Below are 11320 nucleotides of genomic sequence, written 5' to 3'. Positions count from 1 at the left end.
ACGACCTGGCGTTTGTTGAAGAACTTGTAATCGCCGCAAATGATTTCGACCTTTCCGTAACAAAAGTTGGGCATGGCTATCTCGACCTGATGGTATCGGACGAGCTGGACCACGGCGTTCTGGTTCCTTTATACTATCTGAACACAACGATGCCCGGCCTTCCGATTGTATCGATTTCCATTGACTACGGCGGATTTGACGAGCATTACGCGCTGGGAATGGCGATTCAACGCGCGTCCAATTTTGTCCCTGAAAGGGTCGCCTTAATTGCAAGCGGCGATTTATCCCATCGGCTTATTCCGGGAGCCCCTGCCGGGTACGATCCAAGGGGCGTCGATTTTGACGCGAAGATCAAGGAGATATTCGACACCGGCTACTTTAATGAACTACCTAAGCTCGATCCGTCGCTGATCGAGGCGGCGGGGGAATGCGGGCTTCGTTCGATATATGCCCTGGCAGGCGCCTTTAACGGGCTTGAGATAAAGACAAAGGTGCTCTCGTATGAGGGACCGTTTGGTGTGGGATACATGGTTGCCGAGGTATATCCGGGTGAGCCTTCACCGGAGCGAGCAAGCGATCCGGTGCGGCTTGCTATGTATAGCCTGCAGCAATACTTCAAGCTGGGACACCCCGTCGATCCCCCGGCAAACACGCCTGACGAGCTTCTTAACACAAGGGCCGGCGCTTTTGTGTGCCTGAAGGTAGACGGGGACTTACGGGGCTGTGTGGGCACCATACAGCCGACACAGGGAAACCTTGCCGAAGAGATCATGGCGAATGCTGTCCAGGCCGCCACGGCCGACCCTAGATTCTATCCCGTCATAGCAAATGAAGTGGCGCGGTTGCAATTCTCCGTCGATATTCTCGAGGAACCGGAGCCGGTTCACTCCGAATCCCAATTAGACCCCAAAGTTTACGGGATCATCGTAAAGAGCGGCTATAGGACGGGGCTGCTTTTGCCCGATATCGAAGGCGTCGATTCCGTCGATCGGCAAATCGGTATCGCGAAACAAAAAGCCGGTATCGGCCCTAGCGAGAACGTCGAACTGTACCGGTTCAGAGTTACCAGATATGAGTGATAAAGAAAAACTCATAGCCATCGTCGGGCCTACAGCCACCGGCAAGAGCGATGTCGCTATTGAGCTGGCAAAACGCATTGAGGGCGAGATTGTTTCGGCCGATTCGATGCAGATATATACGGGGATGAATATCGGAACCGCCAAAGTTACAGCTGCAGAAATGCAGGGGGTACCGCATTATTGTATCGACATCGTCGAGCCGGCCGAACCGTATAGCGTTGCCGAGTACCAGCGGCTTGCCAGAGAGGTCATCGGCGATATATCGCGGCGGGGGAAAATCCCTATTCTTGTGGGCGGCACGGGGCTGTACGTGCGCTCGGTAATAGATAAGCTGGAGTTTCCGTCTGGGAACGTATCTTCCGAGGTTAGAAAACAACTAGAGGAGCGGGCGCGCGTTGAAGGGCCGGATGCGCTCTATAAAGAGCTGATTGAGAAAGACCCGGCGGCAGTTGAGATCGTCCATCCGAACAACGTGCGGCGGATTATCCGTGCGCTTGAGGTAATTGAGCTTACCGGCAAGCCGTTTTCAAGCTATCACGGCGAGTGGAAGAACCGTGAATCCATCTACAACCTTGAGATGTTCGGGCTTACCATGGATCGCGATTCCCTGCGCGAGCGCATTAACCGGCGGGTCGATACAATGATCGAGACCGGGTTGCTTGATGAGGTCAAGAGCCTTGTCGAACACGGATACGAGCGATTTTTGACATCACAGCAGGCCATAGGGTATAAAGAGTTAATAGGTTACCTGAACGGCGAAATCACGCTTGAAGAAGCGGTTGAAACGATTAAGGCCCGCACAAGGCAGTATGCTAAACGCCAGCTCACGTGGTTTAGGGCTGACCCCAGGGTGCAGTGGATAGATTTGACGGGCAAAACGCCCGGTGAGATCGTCGATGAGATTATGGATAAGCTAAAGCACGATGGGTTTTTAGCGGGCGGCCCAAAAAACGCGACACGCAAGGGTTAGCCTGCTTGATGCAATACAGAGAGGATTTACGGCATGCAGCTTAATTTTGCAAAATATGAAGGTATCGGAAACGACTTCATTATCATAAATAATATGGATAACTCGATCTATCTTACGCAGGAGCAGATCGCGAGGCTATGCAACCGCAATTTTGGTATAGGCTCGGACGGATTGATATTTGCGCGTAGGTCGGATGCCGCACATCTCGCCGATTTTTTAATGGATTTCTATAACTCTGACGGCACGATCGCCGAGATGTGCGGCAACGGTATCCGCTGCTACGCAAAATACCTGTTCGATGAGGGGATAACCGATAAAAGAACAATTGCCATAGAAACCAGGGCTGGGATAAAATCTATTGAACTTGTGTTTAATAATGGCAAGGTGACCGGCGCTAGCGTAGACATGGGCGAGCCGGTCCTGGAGTCGAGAAAAGTACCTGTTTCCGCCAACTCGGAAACCTTTATCGATCGGCCGCTCTCGGTGGAAGGGGTCGAGTTTCATGCGACCTGCGTGTCCATGGGGAACCCGCACTGCGTTACGTTCGTCGATGATGTGAACACGGCACCCGTAGATACGCTTGGGCCAAAGGTAGAAACCAGCGAGCATTTTCCAAATAAAACCAACGTCGAGTTCGTCCATGTTGTCGGGCGCGATGAGATAGACGCAAGGGTATGGGAGCGCGGCGGCGGCGAGACGTTGGCCTGCGGAACAGGTGCGTGTGCAACACTTATCGCATGCGCGCTGAACGACAAAACCGGGCGCTCTGCAACCGTGCACCTGCCCGGCGGGGACCTCGGGGTTACCTGGAAAGAAGACAACCATATCATCCTGGAAGGCCCTGCCACCAGGGTGTTTACCGGCACCATCGATATCATTTAAATATCGATTTTTTAATGCTTAAAGGTTTTGCTTAAAGGCAGCTATTTACCCTAATTTTCCATATATGTCTAGCATAACCAGCTAAAAATATGTTAGGTTAAACAATAACTGTCGTTGGCTAATCACCTCAGCCATTACTTACATAATTAGAGGAGGCAAAACCAATAATGAAACTTTCGAGGCGGATCGACAACCTGCCACCATATTTGTTTGCGGAGATTGACAAAAAGGTTGCCGAGAAAAGAGCACAGGGCGTTGATGTAATCAGCTTGGGTATCGGCGATCCTGTTGAGCCAACTCCGCAGAACATTATCGATAAACTATGCGAAGAGGCGAACCACCCGGCAAACCACCGGTATCCCTCGTATTACGGGCTTCCGGCGTTTAGAAGAAGCGTCGCCGATTGGTATAAAAAACGCTTTGACGTAGACCTTGATCCCGACACAGAAGTTTTGCCGCTTATCGGATCGAAGGAAGGTCTTGCGCATATCGACCTGGCGGTTCTCGACCCGGGCGATGTTACGTTGATCGCCGACCCGGGATATCCCAACTATACTACGGGCGCCATTTTGGCAGGAGTCAACCCGGTTCATGTTCCGCTGGTTGAGGAAAATGATTTCTTGCCGGACCTTGAAGCCATTGATGCCGCAACGGCCAGGGATGCCAAGATGTTCCTGCTAAACTATCCAAACAACCCGACCTCCGCAATCGCAACCGATGGGTTCTTTAACGACCTTGTAGCATGGGCCGATAAGAACCGGGTGATTGTTGGGCACGATAACCCATACTCAGAGATAACGTTCGATGGCTATGTTGCGCCGAGCTTTCTGCAATACCCGGGCGCAAAAGACGTGGGTGTCGAGTTTCATTCGCTCTCCAAAACGTATAATATGACCGGCTGGCGTATCGGTTGGGTATGCGGAAACGCCAAAGTCGTCGAAGCCCTGGGAAGGGTAAAGACCCATGTCGATTCGGGTATATTTAATGCGATCCAGTACGCTGGAATCGAGGCGCTCGAGGGGCCGCAAGATATTATTCAGCAGATGCGCGAGATTTATGCGCGTCGCCGCGATATGGTTATGGAAGCGCTCGGCAAAATAGGCTTGAGCGCTCGCACGTCGAAAGCGACTATATACGTTTGGGTAAAAGTGCCTGAAGGCTACACGTCGGCAAGTTTCGCCACGCATATCCTAAATAAAGCGGGCGTTGTCGTTTCACCAGGAAACGCATACGGCCCGTCCGGCGAAGGCTTTATCAGGATTTGCCTGAGCGTAAAGGACGACCAGCTCGCTGTGGCGCTTCAGAGAATTAAAGACTCGCTCTAATAGTTGCTCTCAGCGTCAGCGGTCTATTGTCCATTGTCTGCGGGCCTTATTTCTTATACTCTAAGAGTGCCGCACACGCGGCGCAGATTTTATCTAACATGGGAGAGCGACAGACATTATAGAAATTACCGATAACAACGCACAACATGGTGAGCGGGTTGTGGTGGTCGGCATCCAACTTGGCGCCGAGACCGAGTGGGAAGCCGAGCAGTCCCTGAACGAGCTTGAGCAACTTGTCTCAACCGCCGGTGGGGAAGTGGTAGCCCGTGAGATGCAACACCGGGATAAACCGCATATGCGTACCTACATCGGGTCTGGGAAAGCCGAGGAAATTGCCCAGACCGTGGGGGCCGAACATGCGCAGATCGTCGTTTTCGATGCCGATTTGTCCCCGTCCCAACAGCGAAATCTCGAAGACATCATCCACAAGGTTAGAATCATCGACCGCACGGGGATTATTTTGGATATTTTCGCCCTGCATGCGCATTCGGCAGAAGGCAAGCTTCAGGTTGAACTCGCGCAGCTTAACTACCTGTTGCCCAGATTGCGCGGCATGTGGGCGCATCTGGAGCGTCAGGGGGTCGGTGGCGTCGGCCTGCGTGGCCCCGGCGAGACACAGCTTGAGACCGACAGGCGACTGATGCGCAAACGCATCCAGCATCTTACCAAAGAGCTTGAAGAAGTCAAAAAGAACCGCTATGTCCAGCGCAAGAAACGCGCAAAACAAGGCATCTACAATGTCGCCCTCATCGGCTATACCAACGCGGGCAAGTCAACTTTGCTGAACGCGCTCACGGGCTCGGATGTGCTGGTAGAGGACAAGCTCTTTGCAACGCTTGATTCGACAACCAGAAGGCTCAACGTGGACCATAAGAAAGAGATCGTCATCTCGGACACCGTCGGTTTTATTAAGAAGCTCCCGCATCAGCTCATTGCGGCATTCAGGTCGACTCTTGATGAGCTGCGCATGGCCGACCTTCTGCTGCATGTAGTGGATGCAAGCCATCCCCAAATGGAGGCTCAGATTGCGGCGGTCGAGGATGTCCTTAAAGAGCTTGAGGTCGATTCAAAGCCGCAACTGCTTGTATTTAATAAAACAGACCTCATCAGCGAACTCGACCGAATGAGGCTTAAGAAGATTTATCCTGACAGCGTCGAAGCGTCGGCGGCTCAGGGAATCGGATTAGAAGAAATCCGCCAGGCGATCGATGAAAACATGCGTAAAGGCCTGATTCGGATGCACCTTAAGGTGCCTTACACCCGTGGTGACATAATACAACGGCTCTACAGCCTCTGCCTCGTCGTCTCCGAAACCCACACAGCGGATGGCACAGAGATAGTCGTCGACATCCCGGAAGCCAGCACAGAAGACTACGTGCAGTTTGCTACTTAAAACTTTCTCATCAATCCGATGACTTTACCGAGAATCGTGACATCCGAGGTTATAATCGGCTCCATGGCTTTATTCTCCGGTTTTAAGAGAATCCGGTCGCCTTTTCTGAAGAATCTCTTTACCGTCGACTCTTCGCCGAGCAACGCTACAATAATATCGCCGTTATCGGCCGCCGATTGCTGTCGCACGACAAGGTAGTCTCCGTCTAAAATACCGGCCTCTATCATGCTGTCGCCTTTTACCCTAAGCATAAAGGAGTTTTCCCCGGCAAGCTCGACGGGGAGCGCAAAGTTGTCTTCTATGTTATCCTGGGCAAGAATAGGCGCGCCGGCGGCAACCCTGCCGACTAGGGGAACGTTCTTTACTTTTTCGGGACTTATGCCTTTGTTGTTGAGGCGAAAGTCGATCACTTCAAGCGCCCTGGGCTTCGTCGGGTCGCGTTTGATAAAGCCCTTGCGCTCAAGCGCCGTGAGGTGACTATGCACGGTAGAGCTTGACGTCAATCCCACCGCTTGCCCGATTTCACGCACCGACGGCGGATATCCTTTGCGGTTAACCTCGGACAGGATAAAATCCAGTATTTGGCGCTGGCGCTGTGTAAGCGCATCTTGCTTCTGCGGCATGTCTTCCTCCTCAAGAGCATCTGTAAATATCCAAGTATGCCTAATTGGCTTAAATCTACCACAAAAGTATGTTCGCTGCAAACACCAGTTCGCTTCCAAAACTGTCCCTGTGTCCTCGATTTTGCTTGGCATGGGTCGGCAAGCAACCGCTTGAAATTTTTTACGTGTGTTATGCAGCGGTTATTCTGTTAGTGGAAAATTTTCTGACAATTTTGGTTTAACCCTACCATATGTAGTGGTATACTGAGCATGCAGACTCAATATGTTGTGGATAAACCTGTGGATAACTTGTTATTAAGGTGCAAGCGTGAGGTGTCCTTACTGCGGTTTTAACGATTCAAAGGTAGTTGATTCAAGGATTAATGAGACTAACGACGTCACCCGGAGAAGGCGGGAATGTCTTGAATGCAACAGGCGGTTTACGACTTTTGAAAAGTTAGAAGAAATACCGCTCACAATTATTAAAAAGAACGGGGAACGTGAGCCGTTCAGTAGAACCAAACTGCTTAACGGTGTATTAAGAGCGCTCGTCAAAAGGCAGGTGGCCAGAGAGCAAGTAGAACAGATTGTCGATGATATCGAGGCTAACTTACGAAATGAATTTAAGAATGAAGTAGAATCAAAGGAATTGGGCGATCGAGTCCTCAAAGTATTAAGGCAAGTAGATAAAGTAGCTTATATTCGCTTTGCCTCTGTTTACAAGGAGTTTAAAGACCTGGAAGAGTTCACGCAGGAGTTGAAGAATCTAAAATAGCCGAAGTTGAAGCAGAGGTCGAAGCCTATAATCGTAATCGCAGTAATTTCATACCGGTCATAGTATTTGTAAATCAGAGCAGCCTATCAAAGTTCAGTAGCAACATACGTATATCAAGCAGAGGCAAGGCGAGTTAAAACAACAGTAGTTAATGTAGCAGTTGGGTAAGTAGTAAGAGGAGGTTTAGGCATAGCATGTCCGATTTCATGATTGCCGCAGATTCAGAAACTGAAGTTGAAATTGAAGGAGAAAGTAAGGCCGGACCAAACAGGATCATCAACGTAGTTAGAACCTTCCGCGAGGAGGGAAACGCAACAGACATCGCTCTTATGGTCAGCACCACATCAAAGTCTGAAATCAACATCTGGGATAAGGCTAAAATCGTAAACTCGCTCATCAAGGAAACAGGCGCGGGCGAGAGTCTTGCCACAGAAATCGCAACCGCTGTCGAGAAGAAGCTCTTCGAGAGCAACTTCAGCTCGATTACGACCAGCATCATCCGCGAGCTTGTCGACCTTGAGCTGTTGCAGCGCAACCTTACAATAATGCACAAGAAGCACTCCAACCTCGGCCTGCCGATGTACGACGTCGAGGAAATCATCAAGAACGCGAACAAGGAAAACAGTAACACCACTCATAACCCGGAATCGATTAATCTAACGATTGCCGAAACTATTCTTAAAGAGTTTGCGCTTCGTAAGGTATTCAGCGAAGACGTCGCGCTCGCTCATCTCATGGGAGACATTCACCTACATGATCTAGGCTTTATAATTCGTCCTTACTGCGGCGGTCACTCGCTTGAATATATAAAGAAATACGGGTTATCCCTTCCCAATATAACCAGCACGTCAAAGCCGGCCAAACACCCGGAGGTTCTAATCGGGCACATGGTCAAGATGGCCTCAAGCCTGCAGGCGCACTACGCCGGCGCGGTCGGCTGGGAAGCCGTAAACATGTTCTTCGCCCCATACCTGATAGATAAGACTTACGAACAGATCAAGCAGCTTGCGCAGATGCTCATCTATGAGTTCAACCAGCTCGCGGGAGCGCGCGGCTCGCAGGTAACGTTTACCGATTTTAACCTGTACTGGAACATCCCGAGACATTTCGCCGAAACACCGGCAATAGGTCCGGGAGGGAAGTATACCGGCAAGACATATAGTGCGTACGAGAAAGAAGCCCAGGCGTTCGTTAAGGCGATGTTTGAGATCTACCTCGAGGGTGACGCAAACGGCAAGACGTTCGTGTTTCCTAAACCGCTTTTACATATCAACGAGGATTTCTTTAGAACCGAGGGCTGGCAGGAATTTCTTGAGCTGGCAAGCCTCGTCGCATCGAAACAGGGCATCACGTACTTCGTGTTCGACCGCGGGGATGAGGTCACCGTCAGCCAGTGCTGCCGCCTGAAGTTAAAACTCGGAGAGCAGGATCTCGACGAGGCTTTAGAACCGGAGAAGATGAGGTTCTCGGCCCTGCAGAATGTAACGATAAACCTGCCGAGGATAGCCTACAAAGCGATGGGCAACGACGAGCTGCTGTTTGCAGAGATTAATAGGACGATGGAGCTTGTCGCCAAGGCACACGTCCAAAAGAAAGCCTTTATCGGTGAGTTGATGGAGCTTGGAACAGGCGGGCCGCTTGGGATGCTCTCTCAATCCAGAGACGGCGAGCCGTACCTCAGGATGGACAGGCTGACATATCTCTGCGGCATTCTGGGCCTCAACGAGATGATCCAGACGCACAAGGGGATGCAGCTGCACGAATCCGACGAGGCGCTTAAATTCGGCCTTAAGGTTATCTCGCATATGAATCTGAAGGCCAGGCAGCTTTCCGAACAGTACGGTGTGAAGATGGTCCTCGAGGAGTCCCCGGCGGAATCGTCCGGCTACCGTCTCGCCAAACTCGATATGAAATACTACCCCGAGCAAACCAAGCGCGTGATCAAGGGCAACCTTGACACCGACGAATATTATTACACCAATAGCATCCATATCTCGGTCGAGGCCGACGTCGATTACGTAGACCGGGTGAAAAAGCAAAGCCTGTTCCACCCGCTGATAGAGGCCGGTGCCATTATACATATATGGCTGGGCGAGAAAGAGCCTTCACCGAAATCGATCGAGAACTTCGTCCTTAAGACGTTCAGAACGACGCACGCCGAGCAGATCGCGTTCAGCCCCGAGTTTACCGTTTGCGAAGCCTGCAGGCGCACCTCGCGCGGGCTTTCCGAGGCGTGCCCAACCTGCGGGTCTGAGGACGTCTACGGGATCACCAGGATCGTCGGCTACTACTCCAAGGTCACAGCCTGGAACAAGGGCAAAACCGGCGAGCTTGTGGACAGAATCAGAACCGGCCTGATCGCCGAGACAAGCGTCTCAGGCAACGGATATGGGTGTTAGAATCAATCTCCATATAGCAAGCGATATTTTAGTAGTTACAGTAATGGATAGATAACACTGGAGGAAAGCAGTAAATGGCAGAGGTAGTAAAAGTATTTTGGAAAACCGATTGTCCTAAATGTCCTGCTGCAAAAGCGGCGGTAGCCGATAGCCAAAAAGCAGAGCTTTTTAACCTTGACGATGTGGATGGACTGGCCGAGGCCGCCTTCTACGGGGTGATGTCGACGCCATCCATCATCGTAACCAATGAGAGCGGCAACGAGGTGATTTCGTGGAGGGGAGAGGTTCCGAGTAGGCAGGAGATTGAAAAATGGCTGTAATGGGGAAAACACCGGTTAGTGAATTAGGCATGAGCACGTTCGGCGTTAAGGGACTTCTACCGCTTAGTATGCTCGACTGGGAAGGCCATTTGGTGATGACGATTTTCACGGGCGGTTGCAATTTGCGCTGCCCGTTTTGTCATAACTCCGCACTGGTATTGGAACACGAGAGCCTCCCCGAAATAACCCCCGAGATGATATTGGAAGCGTTGACCTCAAAAGAAGGATGGATCGACGGTATCTGTATCACCGGCGGCGAGCCGACGATAAACCCCAATCTGGCGGATCTCATGCGCTTTATAAGGAACCTTGGGCTCAAGATAAAGCTCGATACGAATGGAACGCGACCCGCTGTTCTTAGACAGCTTTTGAGCGAGGGTCTTGTGGACGCGGTCGCAATGGATATAAAAACCGGCTTTGATAAATATCCCGCTGCGACGGCGGTACAAAACCAAGACCTCGCCGAAAAAGCCAAGGAGAGTATCGGGATCCTTTCACGGGCCGAAAAAGAAGGCGTGCTTGAGGTGGAATTTAGAACTACGGTCGTGCCGGGCTTTGTCGAGAGGGAAGATGTGCTTGCTATCGCAAACTACCTGCATGATGCGGGGGCAAGGCGCTATTTCTTACAGCAGTTCAATCCAAAAACAGTAATGGCCGCCGACGCAGGCGCTATACAACCCTACACCGGTGAGTTTCTGGCAGAGCTGGCGCAGAAGGCAACCAAGCTGGTGCCGACCTATCTGCGGGGATAAATATCGATTGCACTTATGAATTAGTAATAAGAGGCCCGTTTTAAACGGGCCTCTTATGTGTGGTGTTATGCAATTTGCAAGTAATTCCTTGTTAAGCACTTGTAAGTAGTTCCTCGTTAGCTAATTGTAAGTAATTCCTTGTTGGCAAGTTGTAAGTCATACGTTGTAAGAGCTGACTTTACGGCAAGCCTCTCAGCAAGAGGTCATCATTCTTGTCATCGATTGTCGTGCCGGCCGTGTCAGTATGGTTAGACGAGCTTGTCGCGCCCCAAACTGTTGGGTTGTGGCAATCCAAGCAGACGCTGTCTACGTCATGCGCCTTGCCACCGCCAAACTGTACGCTTCTGGTCTCGCCAACGCTGACGAGCTTCGGATGGCCTGCACCATCGCCGCCGATATCGATACCAAAGAGGTCGTCTTTGAGCATCTTCCAACCAAGTGTTCTGTGCGGCCAGCTAAAGCCGTCATCAGAGCAGGTTGCGGTAATCGGAATAGTGCTGCTTCTCCAGGTAGTTGACCAATCAACGGTACGTGAATTCTTGAGTATTTGGGTATACTTCGGCCCGCCCACGGTAGGCGTTGCAAGAAGCGACATCTCTACCTCGTTGGTTTGGCCATCGCTGGTCTTATACGTCTTGTACGTGGTGTACGGAGCGTAGTTGCCCGCCGTTCCCGTCGTGTAACCAAGCATCTGCAACATCGGGCCTACACCGCTCGGATCAGCACCTGCCGCCATATCGATCATTGCTGCGAACAGCCACGTGATAGCGGCACGGCCGTTATCGGCTGCTAAGCCGGCTTCGGCAGCACCAGCAGTATCCGA

At 51.3% G+C, this 11320-nt stretch carries 11 protein-coding genes; 9 read left to right on the top strand and 2 right to left on the bottom strand.

The annotated features are described in order from the left end of the window. The 5 genes from amrA to hflX form a co-directional block, all read left to right on the top strand. Positions 1 to 1079 (top strand): AmmeMemoRadiSam system protein A (gene amrA / locus COY37_RS02605; protein WP_286975908.1); only part of this gene is annotated, 1079 nt, incomplete at its 5' end. Beyond that, positions 1072 to 2049, top strand: coding sequence for a tRNA (adenosine(37)-N6)-dimethylallyltransferase MiaA (gene miaA, locus COY37_RS02600; protein WP_286975906.1), 978 nt, complete (start codon positions 1072 to 1074; stop codon positions 2047 to 2049). The genes amrA and miaA, both read left to right, overlap by 8 nt. Positions 2050 to 2082: 33 nt before the next feature. Further along, positions 2083 to 2931, top strand: coding sequence for a diaminopimelate epimerase (gene dapF / locus COY37_RS02595; protein WP_286677951.1), 849 nt, complete (start codon positions 2083 to 2085; stop codon positions 2929 to 2931). A gap of 167 nt (positions 2932 to 3098) precedes the next feature. Next, a complete protein-coding gene (locus tag COY37_RS02590) occupies positions 3099 to 4256 on the top strand; it encodes an LL-diaminopimelate aminotransferase (RefSeq protein ID WP_286677952.1) in 1158 nt (385 codons plus the stop codon). Positions 4257 to 4416: 160 nt separating this feature from the next. Beyond that, positions 4417 to 5649, top strand: a complete 1233-nt coding sequence (gene hflX, locus COY37_RS02585; RefSeq protein WP_286677953.1) for a GTPase HflX — start codon at positions 4417 to 4419, stop codon at positions 5647 to 5649. On the opposite strand, the gene lexA is transcribed toward hflX, so the two are convergent. Further along, positions 5646 to 6272, bottom strand: coding sequence for a transcriptional repressor LexA (gene lexA, locus COY37_RS02580; RefSeq protein ID WP_286677954.1), 627 nt, complete (start codon positions 6270 to 6272; stop codon positions 5646 to 5648). The two genes, hflX and lexA, sit on opposite strands and share 4 nt — an antisense overlap. Before the next feature lie 307 nt (positions 6273 to 6579). On the opposite strand from lexA, the gene nrdR reads away from it, so the two are divergent. The 4 genes from nrdR (at position 6580) to COY37_RS02560 (ending at position 10497) form a co-directional block, all read left to right on the top strand. Beyond that, the gene (nrdR, locus tag COY37_RS02575; RefSeq protein ID WP_286677955.1) at positions 6580 to 7026 is read left to right on the top strand and encodes a transcriptional regulator NrdR; all 447 of its coding nucleotides are present in this window, start codon (positions 6580 to 6582) and stop codon (positions 7024 to 7026) included. Positions 7027 to 7220: 194 nt separating this feature from the next. After that, a complete protein-coding gene (gene nrdD / locus COY37_RS02570) occupies positions 7221 to 9425 on the top strand; it encodes an anaerobic ribonucleoside-triphosphate reductase (protein WP_286677956.1) in 2205 nt (734 codons plus the stop codon). Between the two features lie 74 nt (positions 9426 to 9499). Continuing rightward, on the top strand, positions 9500 to 9745 hold the full coding sequence (locus tag COY37_RS02565) for a thioredoxin family protein (RefSeq protein ID WP_286677957.1): 246 nt from the start codon (positions 9500 to 9502) through the stop codon (positions 9743 to 9745). Continuing rightward, on the top strand, positions 9736 to 10497 hold the full coding sequence (locus tag COY37_RS02560; RefSeq protein ID WP_286677958.1) for an anaerobic ribonucleoside-triphosphate reductase activating protein: 762 nt from the start codon (positions 9736 to 9738) through the stop codon (positions 10495 to 10497). Before COY37_RS02565 ends, COY37_RS02560 begins: the two co-directional genes overlap by 10 nt. Positions 10498 to 10675: 178 nt before the next feature. On the opposite strand, the gene COY37_RS02555 is transcribed toward COY37_RS02560, so the two are convergent. Then, positions 10676 to 11320 (bottom strand): hypothetical protein (locus COY37_RS02555; RefSeq protein ID WP_286975900.1); only part of this gene is annotated, 645 nt, incomplete at its 5' end.

The organism is Candidatus Aquicultor secundus (assembly GCF_002791875.1).
Classification (GTDB): Bacteria; Actinomycetota; Aquicultoria; order Aquicultorales; family Aquicultoraceae; genus Aquicultor_A; species Aquicultor_A secundus.
Note: the sequence above shows the minus strand (reverse complement) of the source record. Positions and strands in the feature narration are given on the sequence as shown.

Bases quoted from the DNA above. Each gene is read 5' to 3' on its own strand.
- COY37_RS02565 (WP_286677957.1), top strand. From the start codon at position 9,500: ATGGCAGAGGTAGTAAAAGTATTTTGGAAAACCGATTGTCCTAAATGT.
- nrdD (WP_286677956.1), top strand. From the start codon at position 7,221: ATGTCCGATTTCATGATTGCCGCAGATTCAGAAACTGAAGTTGAAATT.
- lexA (WP_286677954.1), bottom strand. From the start codon at position 6,272: ATGCCGCAGAAGCAAGATGCGCTTACACAGCGCCAGCGCCAAATACTG.
- miaA (WP_286975906.1), top strand. From the start codon at position 1,072: ATGAGTGATAAAGAAAAACTCATAGCCATCGTCGGGCCTACAGCCACC.
- dapF (WP_286677951.1), top strand. From the start codon at position 2,083: ATGCAGCTTAATTTTGCAAAATATGAAGGTATCGGAAACGACTTCATT.
- COY37_RS02560 (WP_286677958.1), top strand. From the start codon at position 9,736: ATGGCTGTAATGGGGAAAACACCGGTTAGTGAATTAGGCATGAGCACG.
- COY37_RS02590 (WP_286677952.1), top strand. From the start codon at position 3,099: ATGAAACTTTCGAGGCGGATCGACAACCTGCCACCATATTTGTTTGCG.